The following is a 16,374-nucleotide window of genomic DNA, read 5'->3' on the forward strand; positions in this document are numbered from 1 at the left end:
GATGTCTCCGCCCGGCGGACAGCCGAGTGCAACGCCAGAGGGCCGGACCACTGATGCGGCTCGGCACGCCGGACCGTCACGCGGTCCGGCTAGTGGCCCACCGGGATCGACTCACTCGTGATCCTCACCGCCAGGAGGCCGTGGTCGAGGCCGACGACGAGATGGTCCCCGGCGCCGACCACCGCGTAGGCCTCTCGGCGTACCGGAATATCCGTCACCGGTTCCAGGGTGTCGCTCGCCCACAGGCCCACGGAGCGTGTGTTCTGACCGGCGGTCGCGACCAGCCTGCGGCCGTGGATCTCCACAGGCCGAACTTCGTTCACCCACCCGCTGTGCAGGGCGCGGACAAGAACCTTGCGTCCCGTGAGAGGGTCCAGGCCCCACAGCGTGCCGCTGCCGAAATCATCGTCGCCCTCGGTGCCGTCCTGCTGTTTGACTGCCAAGAGGACACCCCCTTCGGTCTTCAGCTCGAACAGGTCCGAGATGCCCTCGTCGGGCACGTCCCAGGAGGCGATCAACGCGCCCTCATCCATGTCCCACACGGTGACCCGGCCGGAACCGTGACTCCGCCCGCTGTGGAGTTCCGCGACGGCGTTGCGCCCCGCGACGCGAACGGGGAGGAAGGTGTCCGCAGTGATGCCTGTGCCCTGGCCGACGGTCCGGACGATCTCCTTCGACGCCGGATCCCAGACGGAGATGCGGTACGCCTCCCCGTCCCGGACGACCACTGCCAGACACGGCCGGCCGTCGACTTCGACCGGGCACATCTGCCTGACTTCCAGGCCTGTCAACGCCTGGGTCGTAACCGCTGTGAGGGGATCCCAGATCTGAACCGTGGGCGTCCCGCCGCCGGCTCCGGCGATAGCCAGACAGTCGCGGTCCTCGAACCGCAGAGGGCAGAAGGCCCAGACCGTTTCGTGGCCGGTGTCGACCCGGTCGACCAGCCTGCCGGTCGCCACATCGTGGATGCGCAGGGATCCGCCGCGCAGCCCGTTGCCGGCGACGAGCATCCGGTCCCGGACCTCGAGTGAGCACAGGGACGTGACCCGGGTCCCCGCGTCGTCGTGATCTTCCGGGCCCGGGCTTCTGTCGAGGTCCCACAACCGCACGGTGTAGTCCCCACCGGCGCTTGCCAGGAGCAGTTCGCCCTGCGATTGCGCGGCACACACCGCGCCGACCCATTCGTCATGACCGTCCAGGCAGTGGACCTTCTCGCCCGTGAACGGATCCAGGAGCATGACGCCGCCCGCTCCGTCACCGCCGTAACCGACCGCCATGAGAAGGCCGTTCCGGGTGCGCACGGTGGAGAGCGCGCAGAGCCAGTCGTCTGCTGCCATGATTCGTTCGGTCCTGCCGGATTGCGGATCCCACAGCCTGACGCAGTCGTAACCGCTGAACGTGGCCAGGAGAGGGCCGTTCGGACCCGGTACGGAGACCAAGGGTCGCCTGACGACGTCGCTGCGAGCGGACTCGAAGTCGTCCACGTCGAATCTGCGCAGAGTCGCGCCGGTCACGGGGTCCCAGAGATGGATCAGGTCGGATCTCGGCGTGAAGGCGGTGGCGATGGCCAGGACGGGGCTGCCGTCCAGTTCCAGCGCGCCCACCCCGGTGATCCGACGGCCGTCGGCCGGGAAGGCGCTCAGCACGTCACCGTTCTCCGGGTCCCGGACCAGCACGCGCCCGTGGTGCCCGGCACTGACCAGGAAGGTGCGCTCCGAGATGTCGATGGTGCACAGATGGACGACCGGCGCGTCATGTCCCGTCAGGGTACGGACCATCGCGCCGACGCCTGCGTCCCACAACCGCACCGAGCCGTCGCCTTCGCCACTGGCCAGGAGCGTACGGCCGGAGACCGAGACCGCGCACAGCGCGCTGAGCCACCGTTCGGAGCGGCCCTCCAGCGTGTGGAGGGTGTCACCGGTCGCCACGTCCCACAGCCTGATGGAGGCACCGTCGGCACTGGCGAGGACCCCGCGTTCGCCGACGTCGACGAAACAGAGGGCGTCCACCTGCCGGTCGTGCCCTTCCAGGACTGCCACTTCCGGCGCAGGTGGCGCGGTGGACCACACAGCTCGGTAGGGGGCGGCCGCGGCATTGGATCGGTAGGTCGTGCCGAGGCGTTCCTGGACCTCGGTCACGCTGAAGAGGGCGGCTCGCTCCTGTGGAGGGGCGTCGATGGCCCGGGGCGTACGACGCAGCACTTCGGCACGTCGACGGGTGGCCGAAGTGCCGGCGTCCCGTGCCTGCGGGATCAGTCGGCGCAGATCGGCGTACAGCGGATAGTCGTCCTCGGACAGGAGCTCGTCGATGACGCCTCCGCGTCTCGCATGGCCGGCGAGCGAGCGCAGCAGATAGGGGTGCGCGCGGGACCAGCCGTGCTGCACGCCGTCAAAGAGCAGGGCACGTGCGATGGCACGTTCGTCGCGGACGAGGTCCGCCATGTCGGCGCGCATGGCGCGCAGCGCCTCGTTCAAGGCCTGGTGGAAGAGTTGGAAGGCGATACCGTCCGGCCCTTGGCCCGTGGTCTCGACGAGGAAATTGGCGGCGGAGGAGCGAGCGAAGGACAACAGCTCGTCCTCGGTGGGGGCCGTGCCGAACAGAGCCGTCAGAGCCGTACGCCACAGCGGGAGCGGGAGGCCGGGGGACTCGGCGTGGGCGAGGGGGACGAGCAGCTTCTCCGCGGTGAGCGTTCCCAGCTCCGGCAGCAGGTGCAGATACTCGCGGAGCGAGGCGTCCACCGTCACCGGGAAGGACACCTTCCGCGGATCCGCGGCCTGTACGTCGTGCAGCCCGTGGGTCCGTGCCACAAGCCCGGCGACCAGGAAGTTGCCGTCGGCGAGGGCGGCGATCCGCTCGGCCAGGGGCAGGGCGGCCCCCAGGTCGGAGTACGGGCTGCCGGAGCGTTCGTCCCCCTGTAACTGGAGCGTCGCCACCGTGTACGCAGTGAGGTCCGAGAGGGCGGAGAACTCCGGTGAGTCCAGGTCCAGGACACGTGCCGCCTGCCCGAAGGCGCCCAGCAGGTCGCCGGCATCGTCACGACGCCTGGTGCCGACCACCACACGCACTCCCAGATCCGCGCAGGTCTCCGCGAGCGGAACCACGATGTGGCTGATGACGGCGCGTGCGTCGGCGGGGGACGTGGCCTCGTCCAAGCCGTCGACGACGAGCGTGAATTGATGGCGATGACGCTCGCGCAGACATTCCCGCAACGAGGGCAGCAGATCGCCGACCTGCCGGGGCAGGGGAGCCGAAGCGGCACGTGCGATCTCCTGCGCGACCTCGAGCGCAGTCTTGCCTTTGGTGTGGACGGCGCAGGCGACGGATCCCAGTGGGGCCCGCACGGCCGTGTCCTCGGGTGGCAAGGATGCGGCCACCTCCCGGTCGGCAGTGGTGACGATCCGGCCCAGAACGGCTGACTTGCCCGAGCCCGGTGCGCCGGTGATCACGAGGACCTGTCGGCTCGGCGGGGTGGCGGTGATCCATGCGGTGACGTCACTCAGTACGGCGGTCCGCCCCCGGAAGCGGAATCCGCGCTCGGCGTCCGTGCTCACGCCTCGGGCACGGGGCCGCCAATGCCTGCCGGCTTCCGGGTCGGTCTCCAGCGACCAGCCCCACGAAGTCAGAGGTGCCTCATCGACGGCATCCAGCGACCGTTCGACGAGATTGCACAGCTTTTCCTCGGGCAGAAGCCTGTCGATCTCCCGCACGGTGAGGGCCAGAGCGTCGCCCGTGGTGCTGTGGGCCTGCCCCACCATGCCGACGACAGCCTGGACATCGGGCGACCAGACGGCTGCCCCGCTGTAGCCGCCCTTGACCGGATAACGGGACTCATCCGTGTCGAGGCGCACCCATCCATGGGCGAGTTCCTCTCCCACGGTGCCGCTCGCCGAGTTGCCGAGCGCTCCTTCCGGGAAGCCGAACGACCACCACTTCTTGCCGACGAGATCCCCGGGGGCCGCTCGCTGCAGCCGGGCCGCCAAGCCGCTGGGCACGTCCTCGGTCAGGTGGAGGACAGCCACGTCGCGAACGCCTTGGTCGTCGGCCGGCAGGGACACCGCGGAAACCCGCAGACGGCGCTCGACGACTTCCTCGGCCTTGGGAAAGGCGACCCAAAGGTCACCCTTCCTGTCCCAGATGGGCCGGACCACGTGCGCACAGGTCAGCACGCGTCGGCTGTCGATCAGAAAACCGGAGCCCAGCGGGCGCACGTCCTGTGGAGTGCTGTGGATGGCGGCCACCCAGGTGTCCCGCCTGGGACGCACCCCGCGCGAAGTCGCATTCATGCCCCAGAGGGCTCCGAATTCGCACCGGATCCCGTCGGTGACTGCGGATCCCAGGTGAGGGTGATCTCGAAGTTGGCTTCAGTGGCCGCTTTGGCGATGATCCAGTTGGCGGTGCCGTTCACCTTGACGCCGAATTTGACCTGGACATTGTCAGGGCGCAGTCCTGAGACCCGGTTCAGGACGCTGCGCGCGGCCTCGATCGCAGGGCCGACCGCATCCCCGACACGACCCACCACCTCGGCTGTACCGACGGGGTGCCAGTCCCCCGTCGGTTCGACCTCGAACTGGACGACCGTCTCGTCGTCCAGCGAGTACGACACGATCTGCGTTGCCACTCAGCCCCCTAGCCTTGCGTGGGCGAAGAGCCTACTGTCCCGGAGACCCAGGAATCGGGGACAGCCACGGCTCGTCTGCTTCGGTGGAACAGGCTTCAACGACAAGGCACATGCCGTGGCGGGGGCCGACCCCGACATCCGACAGATCGACCTGGCAGACCTCCATGGCCAGGGCTGGTGCCGGTCGTGTCACCCGCGATACGCCGAGGACCCCGGCCGCTGAGCGGTCCGGGGTCCTCGTTTCGCCTGTTCAGGCGGCTGCGGAGGATACGAGATTCGAACTCGTGAGGGGTTGCCCCCAACACGCTTTCCAAATGTTCGTCTGGGGTCCGGATGCCGCGCTGGCCGCGCTGTCACCCAGGCCGTGCGAGCGTCCATGCCCGGCCCGAACTCGGCTCAGGCCGCTTGCCTGCGGGAGCAGGTGACGCCCTGCCTCGGCAGTCGAGGCAGGGCGTCACCGGTGGGTTGCGCGACAGGAAGCATTCATGCCGTCGAGCTCGTTCAGGCCATGTCGAGCCCGAACTTGCAGGCCAGGGTCTGGTGATAGGTCTGACCGGCCTGGGTGTAGTCCGCCTCGCAGCCCGAGATGGGTGCTTTCACCTGTGCGGTGACCTTGAGCCGTACCACCGCGTACTTGTCGCTGAGCGCCCCCGGCTTGACGGTGTAAGGGTGCCCGGCGTAGTTCGGGTACTTGTCGAGGTCCACGTCGCCGGCGGTGGGGTGGGCGGTCTCCCGGTAGCCCAGCCGGTAGCCGGGTGTGTCCTTCACCGAGTAGACCGCGTAGCCAAGGACCTTGGCGCCCGCCGGGACGTTGAGGAGCTTGACCCCCGTGACGGAGACGGCTTGTCTGGACGTGTTCCTCGTGAGGGGGAAGGCCATGCGGTAGACGTCGCCGACCTTCACGTCCGAGAAGCCGAGGGAACCGGATGTTCCCGGCCCCTCCGCCTGCAGCGCCGTCCCCACGGTGACCCGGTCCGTGCCGGTGGCACCCGCGCAACCTGTCGCGAAGGCCAGCAGTGCTGTCGCGGCGAGCGCCCAGGCGCGGCCGCTAGTACGAGTAGATGACACCGGGGTTCCCCGAAATCTTGCCCTTGGCGCCCCAGATGTCGTGCTCCGAGCCACCCGACCCCGCAGTGATTTTCTGGAAGTGCGAGGTGCCGTACTCGGTGTCGAGGCTGATCGTCACTCCGAACACCTTGGCGGCGTAGCCGATGGTGATGGAGGTTCCGGAGGTGATGGTCGCGTACTGCTTCTTGCCGAGAACCGCACGATAGGACGGATTGGAATTCCGGTACGCCGCCACTCCGTCCTTGTTGCGGACATCGCCGCCGTACCTCGCCACCGCTCCCCCGGCAGGAATGTCGTACTTGACCGGGAGAATGGAGTACGAATGCGTGACCCTGTGGTTGGGGCAGGCGACCTGATGGTCGACGTCCTGGTATTCGACCGGAATCTGGAATCGCTTGGCCCAGTGCGGACCCTGGTTCGCGAACCCCACGGCGTGGCCGGTGCTGCTCTTGCGCGAGACCTTTCCGGTGATGGACCAGTGCTCGCCGTCGACGCTGGTTGCCACGCCCCAGGTGCTGGACAGGGTGTTGTTGTACTCGAAGGCGGCGGTGGTGTCGTAGTACGCGTGCGCTTCACCGACGGATGTGTAGTAGTCGTGCTGCTTGATCACGTGCTTGCTCGGCACGCAGACCGGCACGCCGATCTTCGGCTTCACGGCGCTGTAGTCCACGCCGTCGACCACGTCCGGATTGAAGGTGGTGGCCGACGTGCCGTCCGCCGACTGCCAGGTGTTCATGGCCGTGTCGGAAGGGGTGTCCGCGGTGTCGACCAGGGTCGAGTCCGCTGGAGTCACCTGCGTCTCGTCCGTGTCGGGGTGGATCGCCACGGTGTCCGTCGCCTCGGCACGGGCCGCGGCCGAGCCCTCCGTGGTCGCGGAACCGGTGGCCACGCCCGCGTCCACGTAGTCGGTACCGGTCAGCACAGTGCCGTCCGGGGCCTGGCCGTAGAAGGACGCTTCCAGGGAGAGCACGCCTCCGTTGTCGTCCGCGTAGGTCTGCAGATTGCTGGGGAGGGTCGAGGGCAGCGTGAACGACCAGCTGCCGTCCGCGGCTGTGGTCGCCGTGCCCACGGTCGTCGGCGTGATCGTGCTGCCGTCCGCCGGCAGCGCCTCGTCCACCGGGGTCAGGGTCACCGTGGCGCCGGCCAGCGGTGAGCCGTTGCCCAGGGTGAAGATGCCCTTGACCATGGCGGCGCCGGACACAGGGGTCAGGGTGCTCGGGCTGGGCGCCGCGGTGATCGTCGGCCCACTGGAGGGCGGCGGCGCCGAGTCCGTGGGCTTGACCTCGGTGGCCGACGGCGAGGGCGAAGTGCTGGGGGACGGGCTGCTGGTGCTGCCGCAGCCCGATGAGTCGCTGGAGCCCTGTGTGCAGACGGCATTGGCCGGCGACGACAGTCCCAGGCCGATCACCGCCGATGCGGCGACGACGCTCAACGCAGTGGCCAGAGACAGACGTCTGCCAGATATTTTGGTCATTAAGGAAATCCCCGATTCCCCTATTTCACCGGCGCACCCCGCTTTTGCAGGTCGCTCGGTGGGTCAAATGAAGCCCCACGAAGTGTGGCTGTGAATTCGGCGGGGACATGGCCGATCGCCGTTGATGTGCCCCCCGCTTGCACCCCGCTGATCTGGTCGTTTGCGGCGTGACTGGAAGCTAGCCCGGTGAAACTTGAAAGGTCAACAAGCTTGGTGATCGCTTTGCCATTGAGATCAACTCGCTTTGCCGCTGAGCTCAGATCCGCCTCAAGTCTTACGAAGGCAGCCGGATTTCACGGCCGCCCCAGGGGCTGGGAGTGTAAATCCAACGGCGGATCCGGCAATCATGGGAGAGACGTCAAGTGACTGACACCGCCGTGGAGTTGGAGACCGCGGAGCCTGTCGAGAGTGCCCAGCCTGGGCAGCCTGTGCCCGTCTCCGACGAGCAGTTTGTCGCGAGCTGGTGGAGCGGGCCCGGTCGGAGGGCTTCAGCTGACCGGGCAGTGTGGGCTGCTGTAGCAGCTGACCAAGCGGACCTTGGAATCTGCCCTGGAAGGTGAGATCACCGATCACCTCGGCTATAAGAAGCACGATGCCGGTGGCCGGGGCAGCGGCAACTCTCGTGCGGCCCTCACCCCGACGCCGGAGCAAACCCCCGGATCAGGTCGCACCCGTAGACCATTTCCCTGGACGCAACCCTCCTCCTTGGCCTGAGGCATCCTTGACCGCTCAGCGTGCGCCTGATGCGCTTGGACAAGTCGGGCGTCGGTTGCGAGGGTCCCTTGGCGTCCAGGCTCGTTCCACCTGCGCTCTCACGGTTCGCCGACAGCGGCACGGTGACCGCATGAGACTGCGACGCGGCGTAGCGATCGCCGCCGTCGCCGCGGGCGGTGCCGTCACCACGATGCGCGTGGGCCCGGTCACGAACGCGGTGTCGCAGCAGTCGCGTTGGCCACGTGCCCGACGCCATGCTCAAGGACGTGGCCCGGAAGACCGGCGGAGCCCTCTGGGGAACCCCAGAAACACCGCCTGTGGACAAAAACCAGGACAACGAAGGCTGAGGACGACAACGAAGGGGCCCAACGACGAAGGGGCCCGCTGAAGATCAGCGGGCCCCTTCGTCTTGCCTGTTCAGGCGGCTGCGGAGGATACGAGATTCGAACTCGTGAGGGGTTGCCCCCAACACGCTTTCCAAGCGTGCGCCCTAGGCCTCTAGGCGAATCCTCCGCCGGAAACATTACATGACGTTGGAGGGTGCTAGCGAACTCGTTCGGGCGCCCGGCGATCGGGTAGGCTGGGGCTCAGCCCCTCACGCGGCGCTATCTGACTGAACTCCCCCAGGGCCGGAAGGCAGCAAGGGTAGGTCGGCTCTGGCGGGTGCGTGGGGGGTCTTTGCGTTCCCGGGGGACAGGTCGCGGCGGTGTGCGCGGAGGAAGATCCGCTCGTCGACGTAGACCGCGAGGAAGAAGACCAGCGCGACGCCCAGGCCGATGACCGAGGGGTGGTGGCCGGTCGTGGGGGCGAGGACCGCGGTCATGGCGAGCCACAGGAAGACGTTGGGCGTGTTCTGGGTGATGAACATGTCGCGGCCGAGGCCGGTGCCGTGCGGGCGCAGGCGGAGGAAGAGCGCCGTCAGGCCCCGGAGGGCCGTCAGGGCTGCGGCGGTGACGGTTGTCGTCAACAGCAGGTGAGCGGCGAGCGCTGCCGTCAGGCCCGTCGGCGGGGTCAGCGCGAACGTGGCCAGGCCTGCCAAGGGGATCAGGGCGAGGCCGCCCAGCCAGTTCCAGTTGGTGCTGAGGGCGCCGGCACGGATCGGGTCGCGGCGGCGCAGGGCCTGAGCGCCCGCGCCGGGCAGGACGAGGGCGGCGAGCAGTACGGCCGCGTACGTGAGCAGCGCCGGTTCGAGGGTGGTGAGCGTATGGGCCTGCGCCACGCCGCCCGGCAGCATCACCGGGAGCGCCAGACCGGCCAGCAGCAGCACCGGAAGGGTCAGCGAGGCGGCCACCGTGTGTCGTACGGCGAAGAAGTAGTCGCCTCCCCAGAGGAGGGAGAGGGTGGGGACCACGAGGGCCGGGGGGAGCAGGAGAAAGAGGCCGGCGAGTTCCAGGGGGAGGGAGTGGCCCGCCCAGAGGAGGGTCAGGCCCAGGGCGAGGCGGGGGAGGAGCAGGGGCCAGGCCGTGTGGAGGCTCGCGAGCGGGCGGCGGAGGGTGCGCGGGTTGACGCGCAGCATGGCGAAGAAGGAGCCGACCGCGAGCAGGGCCGTCAGCGTCACGGTGAACACCCAGGCGGGCACGCGAACGCCCACGGCGAGTTGGGCGACCGTCCCCGCCCCGGCCGCCGCGGCGACGAGCAGCGGGAGGCGGATCTCGACGATCTCGCCGAGGTCGTTCAGCAGGCCGGCGGCTGCCGGGGCCGCGACCGCGCGGCGCAGGTCGTCCTCGGAGAGCGGGCGGGCGTTGGGGATCTTGAAGTCGCGGTACGACTCGGGGCGGGCGCCTGCGACGACCAGCGCGAACATCTCCACGATGTACTTGTGGGCGACGACGAGGACGGTACGGCCCGCGCGGGAGGCGGGGAGGAGAACCTCGTCGTAGTACGCGGCCACACGCGCGTACATATCGGTCCAGGTCTCGCCGCCGGGTGGCCGGCCGGTCGGGGAGTGGAATGCGTCGGTGTAGCCGGCGAAGCCGATGGTCTTCTTCACCAGGCTCTTGTTGCGACCGCTGTAGACACCGAAGTCGCGTTCTATGAGGGCCTCGTCGATCGTGACCCGGTCGGGCGGTTCGGGCAGTCGGTCGATGATCGTCCGGGCGGTCTCCTGGGCGCGGCGGAGGGTGGACGTGTGCACTTCGTCGATGCGTATGCCGCTCGCCGCGAGGGTGGCGACCCGGTCGGCCGCCTGCTCGGCCTGGCGGAGGCCGAGCGTGGTGAGCGGGGCGTCCAGCCGTCCGGCGAACCGGTTCTGCTCGTTCGCCTGTGACTCGCCATGGCGAATGAAGTAGAGGGGCATGAGTGTCCTTGCGGGATGTGGGGGGTGTGGGGGGTGTGGGGAGAGGGGCGGCAGGGGCACTGTGCGTTTGCTGTTGTATTTGAGCATTCAACTTAATCATGAGGGGTGCTCGGTTTCTGTGAAGCGGCCGTCAAGAGACGCTTGGGTTTCGTCCGGCGCCCGTCTCGGCATCCGGGCGGCCCGCGTTGTCAGTGGGCGCCTATAACCTCGTATGTGTGTCGTCTCTCGCGCTGTACCGCCGCTATCGCCCGGAGTCGTTCGCCGAGGTCATCGGGCAGGAGCATGTAACCGACCCGCTGCAGCAGGCGCTGCGGAACAACCGGGTCAATCACGCGTACCTGTTCAGCGGGCCGCGCGGATGCGGGAAGACGACCAGCGCGCGCATCCTGGCCCGCTGCCTCAACTGCGAACAGGGACCTACGCCGACGCCCTGCGGCGAGTGCCAGTCGTGCCAGGACCTGGCGCGCAACGGCCCGGGATCGATCGACGTCATCGAGATCGACGCCGCTTCGCACGGTGGCGTGGACGACGCGCGTGAGCTGCGCGAGAAGGCCTTCTTCGGGCCCGCCGCCAGCCGGTACAAGATCTACATTATCGACGAGGCCCACATGGTCACGTCGGCCGGTTTCAACGCGCTGCTGAAGGTCGTCGAGGAGCCCCCGGAGCACCTCAAGTTCATCTTCGCGACCACCGAGCCCGAGAAGGTCATCGGGACCATTCGGTCACGGACGCATCACTATCCCTTCCGGCTCGTGCCGCCGGGCACCCTGCGCGACTACCTCGGCGAGGTGTGCGGGCGGGAGGACATCCCCGTCGAGGAGGGCGTACTTCCGCTGGTCGTGCGGGCGGGGCAGGGGTCCGTGCGTGACTCCATGTCCGTCATGGACCAGCTGCTCGCCGGAGCGCGGGAGGAGGGTGTGACGTATGCCATGGCCACCTCCCTCCTCGGCTACACGGACGGTTCGCTCCTGGACTCCGTCGTCGAGGCCTTCGCCACCGGTGACGGGGCCGCCGCCTTCGAGGTCGTCGACCGCATCATCGAGGGCGGCAACGACCCGCGCCGCTTCGTCGCCGACCTGCTGGAGCGACTGCGCGACCTGGTGATCCTCGCCGCCGTGCCGGACGCCGCGGAGAAGGGGCTCATCGATGCCCCGGCCGATGTCGTCGAGCGCATGCAGGCCCAGGCGGGCACGTTCGGCGCCGCCGAGCTCAGCCGCGCCGCCGACCTGGTCAACGAGGGCCTGACCGAGATGCGTGGCGCCAACTCGCCCCGCCTCCAGCTCGAGCTGATCTGCGCACGCGTGCTGCTGCCGGCCGCGTACGGGGACGAGCGTTCGGTGATGGCCCGCCTCGACCGGATCGAGCGGGGCGTGAACTTCTCCGCGGGCAGCGGTGCACCGGCCATGGGGTATGTGCCCGGGCCCGAAGCGCACGGGGCAGCGGTGCCCTCGGCGACGGGCGGGGAACCGGTTCCGCCCGGAGGCGGCCCGGCCGCGGCCAGGGCGGCGGTACGCGCATCGGGTGCACCGGCGGGCGGGGGGACGCCGTCCGGCGGTGCGGGCGCATGGCCGGGGGCAGGAGGCGTCGGGCCGTCCGGCCAGGGCGCTCCCGCAGCCACCGAACCCCCGGCTCGGACAGCTGCTGCCCCGGCCGCCGCCCCGTCCGAACCGGCCGCTCCTGCAGCACCCCCGGCGCCGGCCCCCGCGGTAGCCCAGCAGCCCCAGGCACCCGCGTCCGCTCCCGCCCCCGGCGCCTGGCCCACCGCGGCCAGCGCGGGCGGCGGCCGCCGCCCCGGCGGCTGGCCCACGGCCACCCCCGCAGGCGCCGGACAGCCCACGCCCCCACCCAGCGCACCGTCCCCGCCCCCGGCAGCCACACCCCAGCCCACCGCGCCCGCCACCGGCTACGCCCCGCCGAGCGGCGGCCTTGACCCCCGCATGCTCTGGCCGAACATCCTGGAGGCCGTCAAGAACCGCCGCCGCTTCACCTGGATCCTGCTCAGCCAGAACGCCCAGGTGGCCGGCTTCGACGGCACGACCCTCCAGCTCGGCTTCGTCAACGCGGGCGCCCGCGACAACTTCGCGAGCAGCGGCAGCGAGGACGTACTGCGCCAGGCGCTGGCCGAGCAGTTCAACGTGCAGTGGAAGGTCGAGGCGATCGTCGACCCGTCCGGCGGCTCCGCCCCGCCGCCATCCCCCGCCCCCTCCAACGGCGCCTACGGCGGCGGCACCCCGGGCGGCTACGGCGGCGGCACGGCAACGCAGCGCCCCGCGTCCCCACCGTCCCCCGCCCCCACGTCACCGGCCCCGACGGCCCAGGCCACACCCACCGCCGCACCCGTCTCCCAGCCAACGGCCCCGGAACCCCCACCCCCGGTCTCCCCCGAGGACGACATCCCGGAGGACGACGACCCCGACCTCAACGAATCGGCCCTCTCCGGCCACGATCTGATCGTGCGGGAGCTGGGGGCGACGGTGGTGGAGGAATTCTCGAACGAGTAGCGATGAATCCCAGCCCGTCCGGTTGCGTTTGAGGACGAGGCCCCTTAAGGGCCGAAGCGGGGGGTCTGGGGGTGGCAGTCCCAGCGGGCACCAGCGGCACCCCCGAGCCACTTTCGGAGGAACATACAGTGCCCCGACCCCCCTGCCCTCGGCAACCCGCACAAAGCACCACCCCCGACGCCGGTTAGGCTGACCCCCGTGAAGGTCCTCGTCATCGGTAACGGCGCCCGCGAACACGCCCTGTGCCGTTCCCTGTCCCTCGACCCCGACGTCACCGCGCTGCACTGCGCCCCCGGCAACGCCGGCATCGCCGAGGTCGCCGAGCTGCACCAGGTCGACGCGCTGGACGGCAAAGCCGTATCCGCGCTGGCCGAACAGCTCGGCGCCGACCTCGTGGTCGTGGGCCCGGAGGCACCCCTCGTCGCCGGGGTCGCCGACGCCGTGCGCGAGGCGGGCATCCCGGTCTTCGGCCCCGCCAAGCAGGCCGCCCAGATCGAGGGCTCCAAGGCCTTCGCGAAGGACGTCATGGCGGGAGCGGGGGTGCCCACCGCCCGCTCGTACGTCTGCACGACCCCGGACGAGGTCGACGAGGCCCTCGACGCCTTCGGTGCCCCCTACGTCGTCAAGGACGACGGCCTCGCAGCAGGCAAGGGCGTAGTCGTCACCAGTGACCTCGAGGCGGCCAGGGCGCACGCCAACTCCTGCGAGCGCGTCGTCATCGAGGAGTTCCTCGACGGCCCCGAGGTCTCCCTCTTCGCCATCACCGACGGCGAGACGGTCGTCCCGCTCCAGCCGGCCCAGGACTTCAAGCGCGCCCTGGACGGCGACGAGGGCCCGAACACCGGCGGCATGGGCGCGTACTCCCCGCTGCCGTGGGCCGACCCGAAGCTGGTCGAGGAGATCCTGCAGACCGTCCTCCAGCCGACCGTCGACGAGATGCGCCGCCGCGGCACCCCCTTCTCCGGCCTCCTCTACGCCGGTCTCGCGATCACATCGCGCGGCGTGCGGGTCATCGAGTTCAACGCCCGCTTCGGCGACCCCGAGACCCAGGTGGTCCTCGCCCGTCTGAAGACCCCGCTGGCGGGCGTCCTGCTCGCCGCCGCGAACGGCACCCTCGAGGACCTGCCGCCCCTGCGCTGGAGCGACGACGCCGCGGTCACCGTGGTCGTCGCCTCGCACAACTACCCCGGCACCCCCCGCACCGGCGACCCGATCACCGGCCTCGACGAGGTGGCCGCCCAGGACGCCCCGCATGCCTACGTCCTGCACGCCGGCACCAAGCACGACGGCTCCACGGTGGTCAGCGCCGGCGGCCGCGTCCTGTCCGTCACGGCGACCGGCAAGGACCTCACCCAGGCCCGCGACCGCGCGTACCGGGCCGTCTCCCGCATCCGCCTCGACGGTTCCCAGCACCGCACGGACATCGCGGCGAAGGCGGCGCAGAACGCCTGACCCACTGCCTCGTCCCCAGCCGCCGACCAACCCATCGGGCCCCGGATCCGTCTAAGGATCCGGGGCCCGATGGGTTGGGGATCGGGGGCCTGATCTTTGCTTTCCGTCATCCACCTCTCCCCAAAGCCATTCCATCGAGTGACCGATGCCCCATCCGGCTGACGTGGGCCGAGGCCCCAACTAGGGTGCGGCGCAAGCGGTCCGGCACTTGGCCCACCGGCATTGCGATGTCAGTGGCGGGTGCCACAGTGGGGGAGTGAGCAACGCCAGGACAGCCGCGCAGCCAGGACAGCTGGGGAGGGGGTGAGGCCCGGTGGTGACCGGTACCGGTATGGGTGTGGAAGCGGGCGCGCAGGCAGCGCGCTCGAGGGCCCTCGCCGTGCTGCGCATCCGCAGCAGGGCGCTGGCCGTTGCACTGTTGCCTGCGGCGGTCGCCGTGATCCTGCTGGCCGGCGGTTCGACGGACCACCTGGTGGGCCCCTTCTGGCATGTCGCCCGCTGGGCCATGACCCCCGTCGCCGTCCTCGTACTGCTCGCCGCGGGCGCCATCGCCCTGGTTGTCGCCCGCGCCCGCCCGGCCGTCAGCCCGACGGTCCCGATCGCCGAGGAGTCGGCCCCGGACCTGTACCGGATGGTGCGCGACCTCGCCGACCGGCTCGACGTCCCCGCCCCCTCCGCGATAGCGCTCACCCCGGACTGCGACAGCTGGCTGGAGGACCGCACCCACCCGGCGCACGGCCCGCCCCCCGCGGCGGACCGCGACGAGATAGCGGGCGTGCGCGGCGCCCACCGGCGCACGGCCGCCGCACCGGTCCTCGTCATCGGCTCCCCCTTCCTGTGGTGGATGCGCGTCGGCGAACTGCGCGCGGTCCTCGCCCCGGTCGTCGCCGGTACGGGACCCTCCGCACACCCCGACATAGCAGCGGCCCGCCGCTTCGTACGGGGTCTGGACGCCGCGGTGGCCGTCGCCTCGACGCCCGGCCGCTGCCCCCTGACCCGCGCGGTGTGCGCGAGCATCGGCTGGGTGGCCCGCCTGCTGTTGCGCAGCTGCCGGGAGCACGCGGCACAGATGGAGCGCGGTGTCGCGGCCGCGGCGTCCGAGCGTGCACAGGCTGTGGACTACGGCCTCAGGATCGTCGCCCAGGAACAGGTGGGCCTGGCATACGCCGGCTGGGACCGCCTGCTGACCCGCGTCGCACTGCCCGCCTGGCGGATGGGCCGCTGGCCAGCCCGCCTCGACGCGGGAGTGGTGGCGGCCCTCACCGAACTGTCCCGCCGCGACCGCCTGGCCGAGGGCTTCGCCTCCCGCCTGGGCGAGCGCCCCGCCTGCGACCTGCTGGAAGAGCCCGGCACGGTGGACGAGGCGGCCTCGCTGCTCGCCGCCCGCCTCTTCCACGGCGGCCCTGCCGAACCCGGCCCCGACTGGGCCCCGGTCGACTGGGACGAATACCCGGACGAGGTCGTGGACCGCAAATGGCGCACCGACGCGGCCCGCCTCCACCGAGTCCTCGACACCCTGGGCGTAAGCCACACCCCCGACCCGGCCACCCCGCCCCCCGACGGCCCCACCCTCTCCAGAATCCTCGACCACCTGTCGACCCCCGAGACGCCCGAACCCGCAGCCGCCGACGGCGAGGAAGCCCCACAGGGGCCACCCGCACCCGACGACGAAAGCGTCACGGGTGGTGCGGGTGGGAACAACAAGGCCGATGGCGAAGCCGAGGCGGAAGAACCCGAAAACGAACGCACCGCCACCCTCGCCGCAGGCCTCACCGCAGAGCTCGCCCGCGAGGAAGCCACCGCCACCCCCGCGGAGCGAACCACCCCCGACACCGCCCTCTGGGACGACGCCACGCTCCCCCTCTTCCCGCTCCAACCCCCGCGCACAGCCCGCGAGTTGCTGGCCGACCACGTCACCGCGATGGTCTGCTGCGCCGCCATGGACACCGCAGGCGCAACCCCCGGCCTCGACTGGCTCGACGGCCCGTCCCTCCTCGTCAACGGGGAACGGGCCACGGACCTGACCCCCCGCGTCCTCAGCCTCGTGGAGGACGGCGACCCGGCCCCCCTGCGGGCCTGGCTTCTCGAATCCGGCATACGCCCGGAGAAGCCCGTCCGGCTTGTGTGACGGTTGCCGGTTCCGGAATCCCGCATTCCACTTTCGGCCAATTCGCAACGAATAGTGACCGCATGCGTGCGCAATGTGATGTGCTGGGACCGATCGGGCACATGGCAAGGGCTTACGGCACAA

At 70.3% G+C, this 16,374-nt stretch carries 8 protein-coding genes, 2 tRNA genes, 1 other RNA gene and 1 pseudogene; 5 read left to right on the top strand and 7 right to left on the bottom strand.

Features of this window, described 5'->3' with window-relative positions; all coding sequences use genetic code 11:
* Positions 1 to 89: 89 nt before the first annotated feature.
* The 5 genes from ACFY10_RS48990 to ACFY10_RS49010 all read right to left on the bottom strand — a co-directional run bounded on the left by ACFY10_RS48990 (position 90) and on the right by ACFY10_RS49010 (position 6,887).
* The gene (locus ACFY10_RS48990; RefSeq protein ID WP_390671903.1) at positions 90 to 4,283 is read right to left on the bottom strand and encodes a trypsin-like peptidase domain-containing protein; all 4,194 of its coding nucleotides are present in this window, start codon (positions 4,281 to 4,283) and stop codon (positions 90 to 92) included.
* A complete protein-coding gene (locus ACFY10_RS48995) occupies positions 4,280 to 4,618 on the bottom strand; it encodes a CU044_2847 family protein (RefSeq protein ID WP_390671904.1) in 339 nt (112 codons plus the stop codon). Before ACFY10_RS48995 ends, ACFY10_RS48990 begins: the two co-directional genes overlap by 4 nt.
* A gap of 261 nt (positions 4,619 to 4,879) precedes the next feature.
* A tRNA-OTHER gene (locus ACFY10_RS49000) sits at positions 4,880 to 4,977 on the bottom strand.
* Between the two features lie 142 nt (positions 4,978 to 5,119).
* A complete protein-coding gene (locus ACFY10_RS49005; protein WP_390671905.1) occupies positions 5,120 to 5,686 on the bottom strand; it encodes a hypothetical protein in 567 nt (188 codons plus the stop codon).
* Complete coding sequence (locus ACFY10_RS49010) at positions 5,667 to 6,887, bottom strand: hypothetical protein (RefSeq protein ID WP_390671906.1); 1,221 nt, start codon at positions 6,885 to 6,887, stop codon at positions 5,667 to 5,669. Before ACFY10_RS49010 ends, ACFY10_RS49005 begins: the two co-directional genes overlap by 20 nt.
* Here ACFY10_RS49010 and ACFY10_RS49015 point away from each other — a divergent pair.
* Positions 6,871 to 7,254 (top strand): hypothetical protein, encoded by a 384-nt coding sequence (locus ACFY10_RS49015; RefSeq protein ID WP_390671907.1) that lies wholly within the window; start codon positions 6,871 to 6,873, stop codon positions 7,252 to 7,254. The genes ACFY10_RS49010 and ACFY10_RS49015 overlap by 17 nt on opposite strands.
* 1,048 nt (positions 7,255 to 8,302) lie before the next feature.
* Here ACFY10_RS49015 and ACFY10_RS49020 read toward each other — a convergent pair.
* Positions 8,303 to 8,387 (bottom strand) — tRNA-Ser (locus ACFY10_RS49020).
* 76 nt (positions 8,388 to 8,463) lie between these two features.
* On the opposite strand from ACFY10_RS49020, the gene ffs reads away from it, so the two are divergent.
* An RNA gene (gene ffs, locus ACFY10_RS49025) (signal recognition particle sRNA small type) lies at positions 8,464 to 8,554 on the top strand.
* A gap of 1,118 nt (positions 8,555 to 9,672) precedes the next feature.
* Here ffs and ACFY10_RS49030 read toward each other — a convergent pair.
* Positions 9,673 to 10,257 (bottom strand): annotated as a pseudogene (locus tag ACFY10_RS49030) (histidine phosphatase family protein); the annotation flags it as partial.
* A gap of 128 nt (positions 10,258 to 10,385) precedes the next feature.
* Between ACFY10_RS49030 and ACFY10_RS49035 the strand changes: the two are divergent.
* The 3 genes from ACFY10_RS49035 (at position 10,386) to ACFY10_RS49045 (ending at position 16,251) form a co-directional block, all read left to right on the top strand.
* The gene (locus ACFY10_RS49035; RefSeq protein ID WP_390671908.1) at positions 10,386 to 12,671 is read left to right on the top strand and encodes a DNA polymerase III subunit gamma and tau; all 2,286 of its coding nucleotides are present in this window, start codon (positions 10,386 to 10,388) and stop codon (positions 12,669 to 12,671) included.
* Positions 12,672 to 12,869: 198 nt separating this feature from the next.
* Complete coding sequence (gene purD, locus ACFY10_RS49040; protein WP_390671909.1) at positions 12,870 to 14,123, top strand: phosphoribosylamine--glycine ligase; 1,254 nt, start codon at positions 12,870 to 12,872, stop codon at positions 14,121 to 14,123.
* Positions 14,124 to 14,454: 331 nt separating this feature from the next.
* Positions 14,455 to 16,251: a hypothetical protein gene (locus tag ACFY10_RS49045; protein ID WP_390671957.1), complete on the top strand. Its 1,797-nt coding sequence runs from the start codon at positions 14,455 to 14,457 to the stop codon at positions 16,249 to 16,251.
* Positions 16,252 to 16,374: the final 123 nt, after the last annotated feature.

Source organism: Streptomyces sp. NPDC001401 (genome assembly GCF_042895385.1).
Classification (GTDB): Bacteria; Actinomycetota; Actinomycetes; order Streptomycetales; family Streptomycetaceae; genus Streptomyces.

Coding starts and splice junctions, on each gene's coding strand:
- ACFY10_RS49045 (WP_390671957.1), top strand. CDS start 14,455: ATGGGTGTGGAAGCGGGCGCGCAGGCAGCGCGCTCGAGGGCCCTCGCC.
- ACFY10_RS49015 (WP_390671907.1), top strand. CDS start 6,871: ATGGCGGCGCCGGACACAGGGGTCAGGGTGCTCGGGCTGGGCGCCGCG.
- ACFY10_RS48990 (WP_390671903.1), bottom strand. CDS start 4,283: ATGAATGCGACTTCGCGCGGGGTGCGTCCCAGGCGGGACACCTGGGTG.